The following is a 19,569-nucleotide window of genomic DNA, read 5'->3' on the forward strand; positions in this document are numbered from 1 at the left end:
CTGTCATTTTTCTAAATTACTATAATCGATTTCTTCGTAAACATAGGTTTGCTTAGGCTTATTGATCTCGTGGATTGAGGAGAGTTCTATAATAGGCAAATGCCAGTCATTGAATATAGCCGTTTGAACGATTCCATGCACCTCAATCCATGTATCTTCATTGTAATTAAGGACTTGTTCTCCTTCTACCATAAGACCAAAGATCCCTGCATCGGCTACGCAACAACTTACTCCAAAACGACCCACCACGATTCTTGAAGCAGGAAAATTTGGTTCTCTATATACAAACCCTCGAATCACAATCGATTTACCTGCAAATGTTTCTGGTTCTTCCTCTAAAAGGTTAATCGTACTGATATAATTATCGTCATTTAACACGATTTTCTCTTTTGTACTCATTTCTGTGTATCGTTCTGGATACATGTCTTTAGGTGTAATCACACTATCTTCTAGAGATGTTTCACCTATGTCTTGATTAACTCCTGATTGTTTAACGCCTTCCTGATGATTACTTTCGTTTAGAATTCCATTCGTAGATTTTGTTGACTCGTCTATTTGAGCAAACTGATACCCTTTTTTCTTAGCGACTGAAGCCCCTAGGGTATGTTCTGAAAATAAAAACCCACTTATTACTGGTAAAATAAATAACAGGTAGATACTGAACGATTTAACTGTAGACGTTGAATAAGTATGTTCATGGTTGCATCCACATGCTTCTTCTTGTTCCCGGTCTCCCCTCAAAAATTGCCTACCACCCAGGATCATAAAAACGATTAATGCGAAATAAAAGTAAGGAAGCATTTTAGGAGCGATGTAATTATAAATATTGCCTGTAACCATTAATTTAAATAGTAGTAACGTAAAGCCTAGTAATATCACACTTCTAATAAAAATATGATGGTGACGTTTCATAAAGTTTAGCCTCCTTAAAAGAAGTTTTGGTAAATCATAATGATGCTAAAGGTCGTTAACGTAATAACGAATACGAGTGAAGCTACAAATCTCGCTCGGAAATAGGCAAAGAGAAGAATTGTATTTTTTAAGTCAATCATAGGACCGTATACCAGAAAGGCTAGCAAAGAGGCTGGTGTCGCAAATGACTGAAACGAAGAGGCTACAAATGCATCTGCTTCAGAACATAGGGATAAAATATACGCCATTCCCATCATAGCAGTTGGTCCTGAGTATACTCCGTTACCAATGGAAGCCAAAGTATCCCGGTCCATGAACGTTTGCACAAGGGCTGCTAAAAATGCCCCGATTATTAAAAACTTCCCCATATCAAAAAATTCATCACTAGCATGATCAACCATTTCTTTAAACCGGTTCCTTGAATGGTGGTGATGTCCAATTTTAATTTTGTTTTCTTTTAGAGGATTGGCACGCTCATACAAAAGGTACATCAACAAACCAACCAGGAGTGCGATTACAAAAGCTAGTCCCATCCTGGCATAAGCAATAGAAGGGGTGGATCGAAAAGCATGAAAGGTAGACAAGTACACAATTGGATTTAAGACTGGAGCAGAAACAAGAACGACCATTCCGACATGCATGGGCATCCCTTTAGCAATTAGTCTTCTGACAATAGGTACGATTGCACACTCGCAAACAGGGAAAATTGCCCCAATTGCGACAGCTGGTGCGAGAGCAAGTATTGGATTGCGAGGAATAAATCGGTTTAGATGCTCTTCTTTCACAAAGAGTTGAATCAGGGACGATACAAATACCCCTAATAAAATAAACGGTATAGCTTCTAATACAATACTCAAGAAAATGGTATTCACATTTAATATATTTTCTGAAGGTGTTAATATATCAGGAAGCGGAAACAAATCCCCGAACATAAAGAGAGCGAAAAATAAAAGTAACACTATGTATCCTACTAACGATAAGATTTTTTGAGTAAACATATAGATCAAGCCCCTCCTCTATATCGTAATCATTACCATTTAATACTATACTATTAAATCTAATGGATGAGTATACCTCTTTTTTTCAATTAGTTTTACCTGTAAACTGCTTAAGAGGACGTAACTCTAGTAGGTAAGTCTAGGAATGGTAGTCGCAATAAAGAAGAGTAAATACTGAAAAATGTACAGATAGCGTTAAATTTACTATAATGTAATAAGAAGACAGATAAAGGAATGATAGAATGAATTCCACTAGAGCATTAAAAGTTTTAAAAGAGCATGGTTACAAGCATACGAAACAGCGAGAGAAATTATTGAACTTACTAGACCAACACGATGATATTTATGTTTCTGTTAAGCAGTTATGGGAAGAATTTAGTGAGGATTTTCCTGGTGCGAGTTATGATACAGTATACCGAAATCTATATACACTAGCTGATATTGGTATTTTGGAAACGACGTCTTTTGATGGTGAAAAGCAATTTCGTTTTCATTGTGATACAAGTGATCATCACCACCATTTTATATGTACAATTTGTGGGAAAACTAGTGCTATTCATTTGTGCCCTGTAGAAGATGTTGCATTATCATTACCAGGTCACCAAATTGAAAATCATAAGTTTGAAGTGTATGGCAAGTGCCCAGCTTGTCAATAAGCAGGGTCTTTTGGATAAAGACCCTGTCTTTTTTTGGTGAATAAAACGTAACAGTTACTGTTTACAAAGCGTAATCATTACGATAAAATGTAAGTCGTACTTATACGTAAACCATATGGAGGGGACTACAATGAAGATACGAATTCTACTATTGAGTTCGATTTTACTTTTACTCGGGCTTGTAGCTTGTGGAAATACAGAAGATCAGAGTGCATCTACCCAAGCATCGGAAGAAACTAATAAACTAACAATCTATACCACGCTTTTTCCATTGCAAGATTTTGCTGAGCGAATTGGTGGAGAACACGTTGAAGTGGAATCTATTTTACCGGCAGGGGCTAATCCACATACATTTGAGCCTACTACCAAAATGATGGTCGAACTTGCTGAAGCCGACGCATTTATTTATAATGGGGCAAACTTAGAAGCTTATGCTACGAAAATTTCTGAAGCAATCGGAGGCGAAGGTGTTGAAATTCTGGAAGCTTCTGAAGGTGTTGAGCTATTAACTCATGTTCATGATCACTCGAGCGAGGAAGAAGGTCAAGAAGACCATGCTCATGAGGAAGGAGAAGAATCTCACGAAGACCATGCACATGAAGAAGGAGAAGAATCTCACGAAGACCATGCACATGAAGAAGGAGAAGAATCTCACGAAGACCATGCACATGAAGAAGGAGAAGAGTCTCAAGAGGACCATGCTCATGAAGGACATGACCATGGCGATCAGGATCCGCATGTTTGGCTAGATCCTGTTCGAGCTATTACGTTAGCAGAGAACATTAAAGACCAACTGGTAGAATTAAATCCAGAGGCTAAAGAAGATTTTGAAAAAAACTTTGATCAATTAGAGCAGGATTTAATGGAATTAGATCAAACATTCCATTCAAAACTGGAAGCAGCTGAATCAAACAAAATTCTCGTTTCACATGCAGCGTATGGCTATTGGGAAAAAGCATATGGGCTTGAGCAGATTGCCATATCAGGGTTGTCCGCAACAAATGAGCCATCTCAAAAGCAATTAGAAAGTATTATAGAAAAATCACAGAAAAATAACATTAGTACCATTCTTTTTGAACAGAATGTTACACCAAAAGTGGCGTCTGTTATTCAAAAAGAAATCGATGCTGACATGAAGCGAATCCACAATCTATCGGTTCTTACTGAAGATGAACTCAATGCAGGTGAGGATTACTTTAGCTTAATGAATCAGAATCTAGAAGTGTTATTAGAAGTATTAAATAAATAAAATATTTTAGTTTATTAATTTACATTAAAGTCACCATAGTGGTGGCTTTTTTTATATTAAAGGTGATCTAAAAAGGCACACAGAACGATTTCTTTATAACTCCCATCTTGTCGAGTTCTCATTGCCCCCCCTTAGTATGCTATGATATTGGTATTATTGATCGTAAAAGGAGAATGGTATGAAGGAGCGGGACTATGATCTTTATCAAAAGGTCTTAACAGGCGATAAACATGCGCTTGAAAAGATTTATGATAAATACGAGAAGTTGCTTTACTCCTTTGCTTATAAGACATGTGGGCAAAAGGAGATGTCAGAGGAAGTTATGCAAGAAGTGTTCATAAAAATATGGACTCAAAAGGCAACATACGATGAAACAAAAGGGAAATTTTCGTCATGGATTATTACAATTGCCAGGTATACAGCGATTGATGTATTACGTAAAAAAGAAAATCAAAACTATGCATTAGATGAAGAGTGGGATGCACCAAATGAGAAAGAACCTTCTGTTGAGGATCTCGTGGAATGGAAGGAAAGAGGGAGTATGATTAGGGAAGCTATGAACCATCTTCCCAAAGAACAAAAGAAAATTGTGATGTTATTTTATTTTAAAGGATTGACACAACAGCGGATCGCTGAACATTTAGATATATCTTTAGGGACGGTAAAGAGTCGAATTAGGTTAGCTTTAAAACGTCTGAAGAAAGAGCTGGCCATCATCGAAGAGAAAGGGGGTGTGAGTGATGCCTGAACAATGTGATCGTCTAATTGATTATATAAGCGGTGAGCTTAATGAAGAAGAAAAACGTGCATTTGAAGATCATTTAAAAGAGTGCTCCGAATGTCGTGAAGAAGTTGAAGAGATGAGCGGCATTATGGAAGACCTGCCATACGCTGCAGAGCCAGTAGAACCACCTGAGGGCATGAAGAACCGAGTGCTTGGGAGTGTGTTAGAGGAAGAACAAACAAAAGCGAATACTGTACGGGATGAATCGGAACAGTCTTCTAAAGAAGATAAAGTAGCATCGCTCACGACTCACAAGCAAGAGAAACGTGCTAGAAAACCTTGGACAGCGTTATTAGCAGCGGGGTTACTGTTATCCGTGTCAGGAAATGTTTATACTCTTTTCAATGAAGAAGATAAAGAGACCGGCACTGTGGTGGATAGCATAGACGAGGTAACGAATAAAGTCACGTTATCTGGGCAGCAAGAAGGATCAGGATCGGCATCTATTATTAAACAACAAGAAGCTATGACGCTTGTTGTAGAAGCAGAGCGACTAAGCCAATTACAAGGTGAAGAAGTTTATCAAGTATGGCTCATTAATGGAGAAACCCCTTATAGAGCAGGCAGCTTTGTGACCAACCAAAATGGTGAAGGGGCTGTAGCTTTTTCGCTAGAGAAGCTAAAAGACCAGGGTGATTTTGACACAATCGCCATAACGAAAGAGCCTGATGCCACAAGTGAAACCCCTCGAGGTGACATTGTATTGTCCTCGAAGCTTTAAAGAAAAGAAGACCTGGACCAATAATGGTTCAGGTCTTCTTTATCTTTATTTTGTCTCTATTCAATCATTACACATCGTAATAAAGGCAAGCGTGATGAACTTCTTAAGGGAAGGGTTGGCTCCAAAACGTTTTATATTGTGTTCGTGTTCTCCATCTATACAGCCCTGTCTCCACTTTTTCATGGGGAACTATAAAATTTTTTTAAGAAATGGTGATCCAAATAAAGATCCTCTCCGATAGCTTAGTGAATAAACAAAAACAAAGAGGAGTGGATCTATCCATGAATATGAAAAAAGCACTTGTAACTGTACCTTTAAGTTTCTCTTTATTACTTCCGACAACAGCAAGTATTGTGAGCGCGGATGATCACAGCCCGGCAAAACCAACTGTCACGACTGAAGCTGTTGAATTACGTGCTTCCTTGGATCGCCTTTTAAGTGAGCATGCTTACCTGGCTGTTGAAACGATGAGAAAAGGGGCTGAAGGAGCAGAGGACTTTGAAGCATCAGCAAATGCCCTCAGCAGTAATACAGAAGGATTATCAAAAGCGATTGCTTCTGTGTATGGTGAAGAAGCAGGTAAACAATTTAAACAGATTTGGTCAGATCATATTGGTTACTTCGTTGATTATGTAAAAGCCACAGGTAACGAAGACGCTGAAGCTAAAGAAGCAGCTCTTCAGGAATTAAATGAATATCGTCAAGATTTCTCGCAATTCTTAGAAAATGCTACAGATGAACGCTTAAAAGCTGGAAAACTTGCAGATGGACTACAGATGCATGTGAACCAACTTATCGGAGCTTTTGATAGCTACGTAGATGGCGATTATGAAAAAGCATATGAATACGAACGTAAAGCGATTGAACACATGTACGGAGTAAGTAAAGGACTAACGAGCGCAATTGTCGATCAGTTCCCGGACCAATTCAATGAGACGAAGGCCGTAACACCAGCAGCTGATTTGCGCTCAAACTTAAATCATTTAATGAGCGAACACGCTGGTCTCGCTATGATGGCTATGCAAAATGGTATTGATGGGTCTGAAGACTTCAAAGCATCTACACAAGCTCTAAGCAATAACACGGATGATCTGGCAGCAGCTATTAGCTCCATTTATGGTGAAGAAGCAGGTCAGGAGTTTAAGAAAATGTGGACGAACCATATCGGCCACTTTGTAGACTATGTCAAAGCTACCGGTGCTGATGACGAGGAAATGAAACAAAAAGCATTAGACGCTCTAGATCAGTATCGTCAAGATTTCTCCATGTTCTTAGAGAAAGCCACAGAAGGAGAGCTAAAATCTGAAACACTAGCGAAGAATCTGCAGAGTCACGTTGACTACTTGATTACTACGTTTGATCAGTATGCACAAGAAGATTATGACATGGCATATGAAACACTTCGTGAATCTTATGGACACATGTTCGGAGCAGCAAAAGCTCTATCATCAGGTTTCGTAAACCAGCATCCAGAGAAATTTAGTTCTGAAATGCCTTCAGAAATGCCGGATACGGGAATGGGTGGAGCAGAGCAGTCAAACAACTTCACTTGGATTATCTTATCCGTATTAGCAATGCTAGCTGGTACAGCAGTCTTTGCTCGTAAACAATCTCAGAACCAATAAGGTGAAGAGCTTCTAACTATAGTTTTGGTATTAAAAAAGAGAGTGAAATCTTAATCTAAGATTTCACTCTCTTTTTCTGTTGTTTTAATAGGCTTCATTAGGAGTTGCATTGTTTATGGGTGGGAATATCAATCCACTCATCCGCCCATGATTTGATATCTTTCATTAATGGTTTAAGAGAATGTCCTTTATCTGTTAGAGAATATTCAATTCTTACAGGCGTTTCAGCGTATACTTCTCTGTGAATAATGTCTTCTGCTTCCAAATCTTTCAGCCGTTCAGATAATAGACGGCCGCTGATCCCGATAGCGTCTTTAATCTCATGGTTTCTCTGAGGGCCAGATAATAATTGATATATAATAAGTGCATTCCAACGCTGACTAATAATCCCGACAGCTTTTTCAAATCTCGGACATAAACTAGAGTCTTCCACAGTCAATCTCTCCTTCGTTTATAGTGTAACATAACTTCTACCGTTCCGTAACCTAATTGCATACCATAAACAAATTACTTGTCGTATTGAGGTTACATGATTATAATTAGTTACATAAAGTAACTTGTTAAGTGAAAGATGTTCCTATAGAAAGGATGAGAAGAATGATTCATAAACGAAATCAAATTGGCGTTTTTTTATTACGCCTCTTTTTAGGGTTTACAGTCTTTATACATGGACTTACAAAATTTAAAATCGGCATGGGTAATACATCAATTAATCTAGAATCGATTACAATACCTATGTCCTTGTTATACTCAATAGGTTTTATTGAAGTAATCGGAGGGCTTTTATTGATGATTGGTTTTAAAGTTCAAATAACGTCATCGATCATTGCGGTGATTATGTTACTCTCTGTTACACAACTAAACCTACCGATAGGATTTTTAGGCACAAACTTAAGAGCGGGGTTTGAACTTGATTTGGCTCTATTATCTATTGCGGGATTCCTTGCACTAGATGGGAAAACACCCTTCGCTATTGAAAATATTACATTCCAGTCAGATGAGTGTTATAAATGTCCGGAAGTATAAGTGATTGTAGACCACAAAGAAAAATAATAAAAAGCTAGCCCGATCCTTACATGTGATTATGATTAAGGAACGGGCTATTTTTATGCTGAAAACGTAGAATCGGTGGAAGATTCTTTGTGTCTCTTATGGTAAAGAACATTAATTTCAGCGCCAATCATAAGGATAAGTCCTGTTAGGAAGAACCATAATAAGAGAACAATAATCCCGCCTAAACTACCGTACGTAGCTGAATAATTCCCAAAGTTACTTACATAGAAAGAGAAAGCAAGGGAAATGAGTTGCCATAAGATCGCAGTGATCATAGCTCCTGGGAGTATGTGTTTAAATGGATAATTTTTGTTTGGTGCAAAATGGTATAAAGCCATTAAGATTCCTGTCATTACAACAATACCAATCGCCCATCTTAAAAATTGGAAGATAATGACCGATTGCTCAGGGAGATTTAAAGCTTGGTTGACTCCTTGAATGATAAGATCACCAAACACAGGCAGTACTAGTGCTACAGCAATGGCTACAATCATGCCTAATGTAAGGACAATCGCCAATAAACGTACTTTAATGAAAGACCTTGTTTCTTCAACTTCATAGGCCAGATTTGCTGAATTAATGAATGCCATTACTCCTGAGGATGCGGACCAAAGCGTACCAATAATACCTACGGTCAATAACCCCCCTTTAGGGGAGTCGACTAAACTGATGATCTGCTCCCTAAATATACTCATCGTCTCATCTGGTATGATACTTCCCATAAAGTTAATAGCAAGTTGTGAGTCTATCTGTAAGTATGGAAGAATAGAGAGCATTAGTATTAATAGCGGAACGATTGCTAATAAATAGTAATAAGCTTGGGCTGCAGCAAGTATAGGGATATTATTTTTTTGAAACTTGCTTTTTAACTCTTTTACATAACTGATGATTGATTTCAACGAAAACCCTCCGTTTTAATGTTTATGTACATTCCTTCCCCTTTTGGAGAACTTTTTAATCGTCAAGATGTAAAGAATGTGTTTTGATTAGAGAGTGTTGTGGTAAAACGTAGAGAAGGGAGGATAGGGAAGATGATTTATCTTTATATTGGAATACTAATCGTTTCCATTTCATTTGCTTTGCTGTCGATCTACATTGCTAAATTATTATCGTCAGTTTCAAGATCAATGAATAATTTGGGGAACACATTATCTGAAGTAGAACAACAGCTTCACGGGATTACACAAGAAACAGAAGAGATGGTACAAGAAACTCATCTCATTGTTGACGATGTAAAGGAGAAAACAGATGCCCTTCAACCGATTGTTCACTCTTTACATGGTTTAGGTTCTTCCCTTATTCAATTGAATCGGTCTATTGATGGAGTTCCGAGTACGCTTAGAACCTACACAGCCGATCATTCCGTTAAGATGACGGAAGCCTATCATTGGGGGACGACAGCTTTGTCTCTCTATCAAAAGTGGAAGATGATTAAGCAAGAAACACATTAATAATAGGAAGAAGGTGAACAGGTTTGACGTTAGTAGGAATTGGAGTACTCATTATCGGAATCGCTTTTGCTATTATTTCGATCTTTGTAGCGCGTACACTGAATAACTTAGCTCATGTCCTAAATGGGGTAGACGAAACGGTAAAGAAATTACCTGATCAATTAGACGGAGTAATGAATCAAACAGCAGAAGTGTTAGGTCAAAGCAAAGATACGTTAGCAGATGTGAATGAGAAGATTCGCACCCTTAGTCCATTGTTTTACATAATCGGCGATGTTGGAGAGTCTTCTAGAAAGTTAACCTCCTCCTTAGTCGATATGACTTCTTCTTTAAAGAAGAATACTTATGACGGTAAAGCCGTCGTAAACGAAGAGAATCTACGCGGACTATATGGAGCGATAGCGTTTAGTTATTTCTTAACGAAGCGTAAAAAAGCAATGAAGGCCGCATTAGATCAAACAAACCAAAAATAAACAATTAACAAAGGAGAATGAATATGGCAAATCAAAAAAGTGGATTAGGAAAAGTTACATTCTATATGGCGATTGGAGCTCTAGTAGGGGGAGCGGTTACACTTATGAATCGTGACACGCGTAACTCTCTTAAAGAGAAGTCTTCTTCTACGAAAGATTCTGTAAGTAGCTATGTATCAACCGTAAAAGAAGACCCACAAGGAACGAAAGATGACCTTGTGGATCGCATTCAGCGTACTGCTACAGCTACAAAAGAAGCTGTCAATCAAATTCAGAGTATTATTAATGATCAAGGAAAAGATTTAGCGAAACAAATGCAAGATGTGAAGGAAGAGTCAGAAGAGATTGTCTCTACAGTAAAAGAGACAGGAGAAGAGTTAAAAGATGTAGGCGAAAAAGCTGCAGAAGCTAAGGAAGAATTAACAAATTCTTATGAAGAAGAGGAAGAGCAAACCGCTCCAACTACCTCCACTATTCAGACACCACAGTCTACAGATAACAGAGCTCTATAAGCACGCATAAAAAATCGCGAGAACATTTATAAATGTTCTCGCGATTTTCTATTTTCATAAGCGGTAAGTCTGCCAATCTCTTTATTTAAGAGTTGTTGCATTTCTTCACGGTCTTCCATTGTAACCATAGGATCTTCCTCATTCCAGTCTAAGGAGTATACACAATAATAACGTTTAATTCTTCTGAAATATATTGTAGAGTTTGGGAACTTATCGAAATATCCTCGAATCCTATTCTTACGATCGAAACTCCAACGTAATAATTTCATGATGCTCACCTATTCCATATCGTTATTTGAATTTTCTGGGGGACTATTGTAACATAAATAACTAGCGAAAGGGCGAAATGAGTCGAATAAAGGAACATCCTATCATTTTTCCCTGAATAGGGCGGTGGAAAGAGTTCTAGTAAGGTAAAGGTTTAAAAAGGTCAACAAAAGGGTTTAGTTAGTATAAAGCGACTATGGGAGAGAATAAGAGTTTCTGGGTTACATAAACTCTCCTGCGCCCGGAGAATAATGGGGCGTCTATTAAAAAGAGGAGGAAAATACGTGAAGAGTTTCACGAAGATGTTTTGGATTTCATTAACAATCGGGGTTGCATTTGTACTATGGGGAGCTTTATTACCTGATCAAATGTTTAATGTTATGAGTGCGGGTAAAAGTTTCGTTCTTGATCAGTTTGGGTGGTTCTACCAAATTGCTACTACATTCTTCTTTGTAATTGCGCTTGTGATTGCATTTAGTAAATACGGGAAGATTAAGTTGGGCAAAGAAGGAGAAGAACCAGAATACAGCACCTCAACGTGGTTTGCAATGTTGTTTAGTGCAGGTATGGGGATAGGACTATTATTTTACGGTGTTTCAGAGCCTGTATCTCACTATTCTACTCCTCCGTTTGGAGACGCGAATACCATTGAGTCAGCTAAGGTAGGTTTACGTTATACGTATCTTCATTGGGGTTTCCACGCATGGGCAATCTACGCTATTGTAGCACTTGCGCTTGCCTACTATAAATTTAAGAAGGATATGCCCGGATTAATGAGTGTGACACTAAGACCAGTAATCGGTGATCGTGCTAACGGACCGATTGGCATGGTTGTAGACATTATTGCTGTTTTCGCTACACTTTTTGGGGTCGCCATATCACTGGGTATCGGCGCAGCTCAGATTAACGGAGGTTTAAACTTCTTATTTGATATACCAAATACATTTAGTGTACAGCTTATCATAATGGCTATAACCACCGTGCTGTTTATTACTTCAGCAGCAAGTGGGTTATCCAAAGGAATTCGTTACCTAAGTAATGCGAACCTGATCTTAGCTGTTACATTATTCTTTGCATTCTTATTTCTAGGTCCAACGCAGTTTATGCTTGAGACATTTTCAGCTACATTCGGTTCCTATGTGCAGAAGCTCCCTAGCATGGGGCTTCGCTTCTCCCCATTTCAAGAAGAGAACAACCAGTGGGTGAAGGACTGGACCATTTTTTACTGGGCATGGTGGATTTCTTGGACACCGTTTGTAAGTACATTTATTGCCCGCGTTTCTAGAGGGCGCACGGTACGTGAATTCCTTGTAGCGGTTATTATCGCACCAACCATTGTTTGTTCTTTGTGGTTTGGTATTTTCGGAAGCGCAGGTATTTACTACGATCACATCATGGGTATTGATGTAGCAGGACAAAGCTTAGAAACGGCTCTATTCTACGTATTTGAACAAATGAACTTTAGCTTCATTCTGTCTGGAGTATCTGTTTTGCTGATTTTGACTTTCTTCGTTACTTCAGCAGACTCAGCTACGTTCGTGCTTGGAATGCAAACGCATAATGGTAGTTTAAATCCGCCATTCTTTGTGAAATTTGCATGGGGAGTTGTGATGGTAGCCATTGCAGCCATTCTGATGTGGTCAGGTGGAGTGGATGGACTTCAAGCGGCCACTATTATTACTGGCTTGCCATTAACCATCATATTACTCGTTATGACCTGGGGATTAGTTAAATCGTTCTCAGCCGAATTGAAGTCTGATAAAAATAGCTAATAAAAAGAAGGACCAGGTGCATATCATAGCGACCTGGTCCTTTTTCGTATTATTGAATGAATAAATGTTGGAAGTGGGGGATCCATGTGTTTCCCCACACTAGCGTTACGCCTGCTGCAATAATCATGGAAAGGCTTGAAAACGTTCCTTCTTGGTCTCCAAATTCGAATGCTTTAGAGGTGCCGGCCCCATGAGCAGCTACTCCGAAAGAAACACCACGGGCAACAGGTGATTTTAATGCGAACACTCTTATGACATGAGGGCCTACAATAGAACCAATAATACCGGTCGCCACCACAAAAGCGGCTGTTAAGGCTGGTACTCCTCCGATTGTCTTAGAAACTTCCATTGCAATAGGTGTCGTAATGGATCTAGGCATAATGCTCGTCATAAAGTTTCCGCTTAAATGGATGAGATATCCTAAGAAAAATGAAGACAACACAGCTACGACAGAGCCAGCTACAATGCTTGATAAGATCTCAACTATAAACTTCTTAATGAGCTCAAAGTGTTTATAAATCGGTATCGCAAACGCGACTGTTGCGGGCCCTAAGAAGTAACTGATCGCACTGGTGCCTTGTTCATAGTGTTGAAATGGAATATCGAGAACTACTAGGGCTGCCACCAACACAACTGGTACCACAAGTAGTGGTGTTAAATAGGCTTTTGGATAGCGCTTATATATACGTTTACTCACAATATAAATGAGTATCGTTGCAATTAGGTAAATCATTTTGAATCTTCCTTCCTTCGTTTAGAAAGAAAATCGGCAACCATGCCGGTGCTTCCCATCACTAAAATGGTACTGATCATGATGATAATGAGTATCTGGAATCCATTCCACCCAGCCATTTCAGGATATTGAACAATCCCGACTGCCGCAGGAATGAAGAATAAAAGAAGTTCCGCCAACAACCATTTACCAGCTTCTTCGACCCACTCTAATTTTATCCAGCCGAAATAAAGAGCTATAAACAGAAAGAGTAAACCAAAAATGCTTCCGGGTATCGGAAATTGTGTAAGCTGCTGGACGGCTATTCCTAAAAAGAAAAAGACATTAATGAGTAAAAATTGTAAAACAAGTTTTAGAAATGTTTTGTAAATGCTTACACCCCCTGAACATGCGAAAAGAGCCTTGGGAGGGGCTCTTTTCTTGAACGATCTTTTAATTTTGAAAGCTTTTTGGGAGTCAAAGGTTTGGGAGAACCTTTCATGAAAAAAAAACAGGTTGGGAGCTGTTCTTTCATGATGTTGACGTATACTTATTATATGATAGAGATGTTCATAATGAAAATACATATTTCTTATTTGAACTATAAATAAAAGTTATAGTTTTGATTCATGAATAAACTGTATAAACTCTCTTGCCGCATAAGGTAAGTAGCGATCTTGTTTGACGATTATGGATAATGTCCAAGGAACGCATGGATTCACAACAGGAATGTTCTTCACCTTTGTCGAATTGATCTTCTCACATATGGATTTCGGCATAATAGCAATTCCTATTTGAGCTTTCACCATTTCTACAATAAAGTCCCATTGAGAGCTCTCTAACTCAATGTCAGGTGTAAAACCTACAGACTGGCAGTAGGTTTGAATAATATCGTGCATGGCGAAATCTTCTTGAAATAGGATGAACTTTTCATGAGCCAATTCGGCTAGCTCAATTGAATGTTTCTGAGCTAACTTGTGGTCAGTTGGTAAGACGACGTCCATTGTTTCTTCGTTGAAGGGATGAGCTTGAAATACGGTTTCATCTATAGGTGCAACAGCAACAGCTACATCGACATGCCCTTCTTCCAACATTTTTTCAATTTTCTTGGCGCCATATTCAGTGATCTTTATAGAAATGCCAGGGAACTTCTGACGAAAACTGGCGATAAGTTCAGGGAAGAAAAGCGTGCCTACTAATGGAGGCAAGCCAAGTTGTATCGTACCTTTTTTTAAGTGCACCATATCATACAGGGAACTTGTTAAATCATCCATCATACCAAGTACACGCTGGGCTTGTGTATAAACGAGTTCTCCTGAATCAGTTAACGTAATTTGTTTTTTTGAACGATCAATTAGCGTAACGTCTAGTTCCTCTTCAAGATTTCGAATCATTTTACTCAGAGCAGGTTGTGAAAGCTTCAATGAATGAGAGGCTTTCGTGAAACTATTAACACGTGCCACTTCTACGAAATATCTTAAATGGCGACTATCCATACAATCCCCCCTAATCTAAACATGAACCCATTATAGTTATTCCATGCACCGAAGTAAAGCGACAAACCGTGCCAGACACCCTTTACTGCAGTAAAGGGTGTCTGGCACGCGTCCTCACTCTAAAGTGATGAAGGGTGTCTGGCACCCTTTAATATGGTAAACTATTACAACGGGGAGGGGATTATTTGAAGCGTGTGATGGTAGTGGGGTGCCCTGGGGCTGGGAAGTCTACGTTCTCAAGGCATCTAGGAAGAGTTTTAAATGAAGAGGTGTATCATTTAGATCAAATGTTTTGGTTGCCTGGTTGGGTTATGAGAGAGCGTGAAGAATTTATAGAGATGCAAAAAAGGGTTATGAATTAAGAATCATGGGTGATCGATGGCAACTTCGGGGCCACTCTTCCTGTTCGCTTAGAAAAAGCTGATACGGTCATTTGGCTAGACCCTCCTAGGGAAGTGTGTCTATATCGCATTTTGAAGCGATACGTCGAGAATCGCAACAAAACGAGGCCTGACATGGGGGAAGGCTGTGAAGAAAAGCTAGACTTTGAGTTTATTAAGTACGTTTGGAACTTTCATCATGACAAGCGCCCAAAGTTGAAAGAACGACTTCACAAAGCAGCCGCACATAAGCACATACATATAGTTAAATCTACTATAGAAGCAGAGCGTTTTTTAGAAAATATCAAAATTATCAAGGAAGGGTTAACACTGTAAAAGTGTTAACCCTTCTATATTAAGAGGAATAGATTTTCTCTAAAATGAAGGTTCAAGCAAGAGAGCTCAAACGTTTAAACATTCTCTTTCTGGTGAATGACATGATATGTAAAGGCGATCAGATGATAGGAAGCCTTTAATCATTAGAGAAATGGAAGAAGTCGTATAAGTTGATTTTTGATACAGTGATTTGCTATTTTGAATATTCAAGATGCTAAATGGAAGGAGCATTTTTACTATGACAAAAGAGAATCAACAAATTGTATTAGCAAAGCGTCCTGAAGGGATGCCCACACATGAAAATTTCACTTATGAAGATGTAGAAATTAAATCTCCGCAAAAAGGAGAAGTCGTTGTCAAAAGCTTATATATTTCTGTCGATCCTTATATGCGAGGACGTATGAGTGATCAAAAATCCTACACTCAACCATTCCCTTTAAACGAAACCATTAACGGTACGGTTGTTGGAGAAATCGTTGAATCTGAAGACGATCAGTTCTCAGTAGGCGATAAAGTAACAGGCTTTCTTGGTTGGCGCTATTATAATACCATTCCTTCTAGTCAAGTTCGAAAAATAGACGGTGAACAAGCCCCGTTATCCGCATACCTTGGCGTATTAGGGATGACTGGATTAACAGCTTATTTTGGTTTACTTGATATTGGCGAACCTAAAGAAGGAGAAACCGTTGTAGTCTCTGGTGCTGCAGGAGCGGTAGGTATGATCGTTGGTCAAATTGCAAAGCTAAAAGGAGCCCATGTAGTCGGTATTGCCGGTTCTGATGAGAAGGTAAACTATATCACAGAAGAACTTGGATTTGACGCCGGCATTAACTATAAGACAGTTAACGATATCCAAGAAGCACTCTCAGGATTGTGCCCAAATGGCGTAGACGTGTACTTCGATAACGTAGGTGGAGAGATTTCAGACGCTGTCTTCAATCTTCTGAACTCGTTCGCCCGTATCCCTCTTTGCGGAGCGATTTCATCGTATAATCGAACAGATGGTGACTTAGGCCCACGCGTTCAAACCAAACTACTCAAATCCCGCGCCAAACTACAAGCCTTTATCGTGGGAGATTATGCAGACCGCTTTGGTGAAGGTGTTCAAGACCTTGCCAAATGGCTATCTGAAGGCAAACTTAAATATGAAGAAACCATAACAGATGGCTTTGAAAACATTCCAGATGCATTCTTTGGACTATTCCAAGGGAAAAACTTAGGAAAACAACTAGTAAAAGTCGCTGACCCTAACTATTAAAATACTCAAAACCCTGCTCATTAAGAGCGGGGTTTTTTTGCCCTACGACAATATAGCCTCTTAAGATTACTGACCTTTAATAAAATATAAAATCATGCAAATAGCTATACCACATTGGGTTTATGGGAATGGTATTAGAGGAACATGGTAATATACATGATAAAGAGAGGTGTTATGATGAAATACATAATTATTGGGGGAGATGCGGCCGGGATGAGTGCCGCTATGCAAATTGTACGAAACAGTGATGGAAATGAAATCGTAACCTATGAGAAAGGTGAGACGTATTCTTATGGTCAATGTGGCCTGCCATATACCATTAATGGCATTGTTGATTCCACCGACGATCTTATTGCCAGAACACCAGAAACGTTTCAAGAAAAATATGGAATTAAGACCCATACTCTACATGAAGTAACAAAAGTTGATTGTGAGAAAAAAATGGTTTATGGGATCAATCATCACACAGGTGAAGGCTTTGAAGATCACTATGATCGACTTCTTGTAGCGACAGGGGCTCGTCCGAATTGTCCTCCGTGGGAGGGTATTGAGTCTGAGGGGATCTTCACCTTAAAAACAATCCCGGATGCAGAGGAAATAATGAATTACATAAATGAGGATGTGCAGAATGTAACCATTATTGGAGGTGGTTACATTGGCCTCGAGATGGCGGAAACACTCTGTGACATAGGGAAGAGTGTTCAAATCATCGAGCGTGGTGAACGCCTTGCTAAAATCTTCGATGAAGACATGAGTGAGCTCATTCATGAAAAAGCAGACGAACAAAATGTGAAGCTTACTTTCAAAGAATCGGTAGAAGGCTTTAAGACTAACGATAATGGTCGTGTAAGATGTGTTGTTACCGATCAGGGAGAGCACCCTTCAGATCTCGTTATAATAGCGGTTGGGGTTACTCCAAATACATCCTTTTTACAAGGAACAGGCATTTTCACAAGCGTTCATGGAGCAATTGAGGTTAATACTTACATGGAAAGTACGATTAAAGACATTTATGCAGCTGGTGATTGTGCAACACAGTATCATCGAGTGAAACAACGTCCCGATTATATCCCCCTTGGAACACATGCAAATAAGCAAGGGAGGGTGGCTGGATTGAATATGATTAATATTCCTACACCATTTAAAGGGATTGTTGGTTCCTCGATTATTAAATTCTTTGATGCTGCTCTTGGTAAAACTGGATTATCTGAACATGAGGCTGAGGCGATCCATTTCCCTTATACTTCAGTCACAATCGATTCTACTCATGCTGCAGGGTATTATTCAAAAGAGAATCCAATGAAAGTTAAGTTAGTATACAATCATCATACACGTGTTTTATTAGGCGCTCAGATTATTGGAGGAGAAGGGGTCGATAAACGGATTGATGTACTAGCAACTGCCTTATATCATTCCATGACGGTGGACGAACTCATCGATTTGGATTTGTCCTACGCCCCACCTTTTAATAGTGTATGGGATCCTATACAGCAAGCGGCTAGAAGAGCCTAATGAGAAAGGAGCGATCCATAATTAACTTGTGGATCGCTTTTTATTTAGTAAGCTTGTTAGTTCAGAGTGAAAGATGTTTGGATGACAATATATAAGCAAATGTTGTGCAATTTTCCTACTGAAAAAATATATCTTAATAAAAAAGGAATGAAACCGCATCCATACTTAAATGATTTTGAAGTTACATTTTGTATACTATGAAGAAAAACGTTCAGGAACTTAGTCCATATAAAAATACCCCCGTCTATTTAAAACGGGGGTTCTTATTATTCGATATCTCTTCTAGTTGGAGGAGCCATAAATTCAGGGCCCACAGGGTCTTTAATGTTCTTAACAAGAATTTCGTCGATGTCTTTTTGAGTATCTTCATCAATCTTAAAGTCCATCACTTCATCAATAGGATCCATTTGTTCTGGCTTACGTCCACCCCAAAGGGCTGTTCCTGTACCGGGTTGATCTAGAATAAATCGAAGAGCCAGGTGGATAATCCGTTTGTCGAAACGATTTTGGGCTAACTGATCAAGCTCGTTCACTGCATTTAGGTATTGTTCATAACGTGGCTGCTGGAATTTAGGATCATTATTTCGAAGGTCGTCTCCATTAAATTGTGTATCCTTGGTCATCTTTCCAGTTAATAACCCTCGGCACAAGCTTCCGTATAACAACGTATGAAGGCCATGCTCTTGAGCATACGGCAGTATATCCTCTTCAATTCCTCGCTCAAACATATTATACGGAGGTTGTACCGTATGAATAGGAGCAGCTTCACGGAATGTATCCATTTGTTCTGGAGAGAAGTTGCTTACCCCGATTGAACGAATTTTACCTTGCTTATATAAGTAGTAAAGAGCTTCAGCTGTTTCTTCAATTGGCACAGTAGGGTCCGGCCAATGAACTTGGTAAATGTCAATATAGTCAGTTTGAAGTCGACGAAGCGAATCGTCGATCTCTTTATGGATACGTTGTTTGGATGCATCTCGGAAAACTTGTTCGTCTTTCCAGTTCATAGCCACTTTCGTTGCTAGTGTGATTTGATCACGGGCACCATATTGTTGAATGGCTTTGCCGACAATTTCCTCAGAACGACCAAACCCATATACCGGTGCAGTGTCAATTAAGTTGACGCCTTTATCTAAAGCAGCATGGATTGTTTTAATGGACTGATTTTCGTCAGTTCCACCCCACATCCAGCCACCAATGGCCCATGTTCCTAGTCCGATGCGTGAAGTTTCGATTCCAGTATTACTGACTTGCATGTTTTCCATTGTTTCACCTCCAAAGGTTGGTAGCCTTAGCTACTCTCTAGCGAAGTTTACCCGCTTGCTATATAGACTAATCATTTAAATAGGTTTTTCAGATGCATGAAAAAAGAAGACCTCTCTTATGATAAAGAAAGGCCTTC

Annotated in this window: 23 protein-coding genes; 14 read left to right on the forward strand and 9 right to left on the reverse strand. The window is 39.1% G+C overall.

Annotation, left to right across the window (positions count from 1 at the left end; genetic code table 11):
* Window positions 1–3 precede the first annotated feature (3 nt).
* Both ACYX4O_RS07810 and ACYX4O_RS07815 read right to left on the reverse strand, forming a co-directional pair.
* A complete protein-coding gene (locus ACYX4O_RS07810) occupies window positions 4–912 on the reverse strand; it encodes a TIGR03943 family putative permease subunit (RefSeq protein ID WP_476356101.1) in 909 nt (302 codons plus the stop codon).
* A gap of 14 nt (window positions 913–926) precedes the next feature.
* On the reverse strand, window positions 927–1,910 hold the full coding sequence (locus ACYX4O_RS07815) for a permease (RefSeq protein ID WP_476356103.1): 984 nt from the start codon (window positions 1,908–1,910) through the stop codon (window positions 927–929).
* Between the two features lie 242 nt (window positions 1,911–2,152).
* On the opposite strand from ACYX4O_RS07815, the gene ACYX4O_RS07820 reads away from it, so the two are divergent.
* From ACYX4O_RS07820 to ACYX4O_RS07840, 5 genes are all read left to right on the forward strand, one after another.
* Window positions 2,153–2,566, forward strand: coding sequence for a Fur family transcriptional regulator (locus tag ACYX4O_RS07820; protein ID WP_188655686.1), 414 nt, complete (start codon window positions 2,153–2,155; stop codon window positions 2,564–2,566).
* A gap of 130 nt (window positions 2,567–2,696) precedes the next feature.
* Window positions 2,697–3,815 carry a metal ABC transporter solute-binding protein, Zn/Mn family gene (locus ACYX4O_RS07825; protein ID WP_476356105.1) on the forward strand — a complete coding sequence of 373 codons (1,119 nt, stop codon included), beginning with the start codon at window positions 2,697–2,699 and terminating at the stop codon, window positions 3,813–3,815.
* 178 nt (window positions 3,816–3,993) lie between these two features.
* Entirely contained in the window at window positions 3,994–4,563 is a 570-nt protein-coding gene (locus ACYX4O_RS07830; RefSeq protein WP_476356107.1) for an RNA polymerase sigma factor, read from the forward strand.
* Entirely contained in the window at window positions 4,556–5,320 is a 765-nt protein-coding gene (locus ACYX4O_RS07835) for an anti-sigma factor (protein ID WP_476356109.1), read from the forward strand. Before ACYX4O_RS07830 ends, ACYX4O_RS07835 begins: the two co-directional genes overlap by 8 nt.
* A gap of 281 nt (window positions 5,321–5,601) precedes the next feature.
* Window positions 5,602–6,945: a copper amine oxidase gene (locus ACYX4O_RS07840; RefSeq protein WP_476357044.1), complete on the forward strand. Its 1,344-nt coding sequence runs from the start codon at window positions 5,602–5,604 to the stop codon at window positions 6,943–6,945.
* 97 nt (window positions 6,946–7,042) lie between these two features.
* On the opposite strand, the gene ACYX4O_RS07845 is transcribed toward ACYX4O_RS07840, so the two are convergent.
* On the reverse strand, window positions 7,043–7,378 hold the full coding sequence (locus tag ACYX4O_RS07845) for a winged helix-turn-helix transcriptional regulator (protein WP_476356111.1): 336 nt from the start codon (window positions 7,376–7,378) through the stop codon (window positions 7,043–7,045).
* Between the two features lie 164 nt (window positions 7,379–7,542).
* On the opposite strand from ACYX4O_RS07845, the gene ACYX4O_RS07850 reads away from it, so the two are divergent.
* The gene (locus ACYX4O_RS07850) at window positions 7,543–7,971 is read left to right on the forward strand and encodes a DoxX family protein (protein ID WP_476356113.1); all 429 of its coding nucleotides are present in this window, start codon (window positions 7,543–7,545) and stop codon (window positions 7,969–7,971) included.
* 80 nt (window positions 7,972–8,051) lie between these two features.
* On the opposite strand, the gene ACYX4O_RS07855 is transcribed toward ACYX4O_RS07850, so the two are convergent.
* Window positions 8,052–8,897: a YihY/virulence factor BrkB family protein gene (locus ACYX4O_RS07855; protein WP_476356115.1), complete on the reverse strand. Its 846-nt coding sequence runs from the start codon at window positions 8,895–8,897 to the stop codon at window positions 8,052–8,054.
* 132 nt (window positions 8,898–9,029) lie between these two features.
* Between ACYX4O_RS07855 and ACYX4O_RS07860 the strand changes: the two genes are divergently transcribed.
* From ACYX4O_RS07860 to ACYX4O_RS07870, 3 genes are read left to right on the forward strand one after another with little or no spacing between them, the layout of a single operon-like run.
* Window positions 9,030–9,449: a DUF948 domain-containing protein gene (locus ACYX4O_RS07860; protein ID WP_476356117.1), complete on the forward strand. Its 420-nt coding sequence runs from the start codon at window positions 9,030–9,032 to the stop codon at window positions 9,447–9,449.
* Window positions 9,450–9,472: 23 nt separating this feature from the next.
* On the forward strand, window positions 9,473–9,922 hold the full coding sequence (locus ACYX4O_RS07865; RefSeq protein ID WP_476356119.1) for a DUF948 domain-containing protein: 450 nt from the start codon (window positions 9,473–9,475) through the stop codon (window positions 9,920–9,922).
* A 23-nt stretch (window positions 9,923–9,945) separates the two neighbouring features.
* A complete protein-coding gene (locus ACYX4O_RS07870) occupies window positions 9,946–10,434 on the forward strand; it encodes a hypothetical protein (protein WP_476356121.1) in 489 nt (162 codons plus the stop codon).
* 26 nt (window positions 10,435–10,460) lie between these two features.
* Here ACYX4O_RS07870 and ACYX4O_RS07875 read toward each other — a convergent pair whose 3' ends face one another.
* Complete coding sequence (locus ACYX4O_RS07875) at window positions 10,461–10,703, reverse strand: hypothetical protein (protein ID WP_476357046.1); 243 nt, start codon at window positions 10,701–10,703, stop codon at window positions 10,461–10,463.
* Between the two features lie 282 nt (window positions 10,704–10,985).
* Here ACYX4O_RS07875 and ACYX4O_RS07880 point away from each other — a divergent pair, with 282 nt between their 5' ends.
* A complete protein-coding gene (locus ACYX4O_RS07880) occupies window positions 10,986–12,473 on the forward strand; it encodes a BCCT family transporter (protein ID WP_476356123.1) in 1,488 nt (495 codons plus the stop codon).
* A gap of 49 nt (window positions 12,474–12,522) precedes the next feature.
* On the opposite strand, the gene ACYX4O_RS07885 is transcribed toward ACYX4O_RS07880, so the two are convergent.
* From ACYX4O_RS07885 to ACYX4O_RS07895, 3 genes are read right to left on the reverse strand one after another with little or no spacing between them, the layout of a single operon-like run.
* On the reverse strand, window positions 12,523–13,206 hold the full coding sequence (locus tag ACYX4O_RS07885) for an LrgB family protein (RefSeq protein WP_476356125.1): 684 nt from the start codon (window positions 13,204–13,206) through the stop codon (window positions 12,523–12,525).
* Window positions 13,203–13,772: a CidA/LrgA family protein gene (locus ACYX4O_RS07890; RefSeq protein ID WP_476356127.1), complete on the reverse strand. Its 570-nt coding sequence runs from the start codon at window positions 13,770–13,772 to the stop codon at window positions 13,203–13,205. Before ACYX4O_RS07890 ends, ACYX4O_RS07885 begins: the two co-directional genes overlap by 4 nt.
* A gap of 27 nt (window positions 13,773–13,799) precedes the next feature.
* Complete coding sequence (locus ACYX4O_RS07895) at window positions 13,800–14,681, reverse strand: LysR family transcriptional regulator (protein ID WP_476356129.1); 882 nt, start codon at window positions 14,679–14,681, stop codon at window positions 13,800–13,802.
* Window positions 14,682–14,866: 185 nt separating this feature from the next.
* Here ACYX4O_RS07895 and ACYX4O_RS07900 point away from each other — a divergent pair, with 185 nt between their 5' ends.
* From ACYX4O_RS07900 to ACYX4O_RS07915, 4 genes are all read left to right on the forward strand, one after another.
* Complete coding sequence (locus ACYX4O_RS07900; RefSeq protein ID WP_476356131.1) at window positions 14,867–15,043, forward strand: hypothetical protein; 177 nt, start codon at window positions 14,867–14,869, stop codon at window positions 15,041–15,043.
* 9 nt (window positions 15,044–15,052) lie between these two features.
* Window positions 15,053–15,397, forward strand: a complete 345-nt coding sequence (locus tag ACYX4O_RS07905; RefSeq protein WP_476356133.1) for a P-loop NTPase family protein — start codon at window positions 15,053–15,055, stop codon at window positions 15,395–15,397.
* Between the two features lie 238 nt (window positions 15,398–15,635).
* Window positions 15,636–16,655 carry an NADP-dependent oxidoreductase gene (locus tag ACYX4O_RS07910; RefSeq protein WP_476356134.1) on the forward strand — a complete coding sequence of 340 codons (1,020 nt, stop codon included), beginning with the start codon at window positions 15,636–15,638 and terminating at the stop codon, window positions 16,653–16,655.
* Window positions 16,656–16,832: 177 nt separating this feature from the next.
* Complete coding sequence (locus ACYX4O_RS07915; protein ID WP_476357048.1) at window positions 16,833–18,167, forward strand: FAD-dependent oxidoreductase; 1,335 nt, start codon at window positions 16,833–16,835, stop codon at window positions 18,165–18,167.
* Between the two features lie 266 nt (window positions 18,168–18,433).
* Here the strand turns inward: ACYX4O_RS07915 and ACYX4O_RS07920 are convergent, their stop codons facing one another.
* Window positions 18,434–19,432, reverse strand: a complete 999-nt coding sequence (locus ACYX4O_RS07920; protein WP_476356136.1) for an aldo/keto reductase — start codon at window positions 19,430–19,432, stop codon at window positions 18,434–18,436.
* Between the last annotated feature and the right edge of the window lie 137 nt (window positions 19,433–19,569).

Source organism: Pontibacillus sp. ABV4_188 (assembly GCF_056311905.1).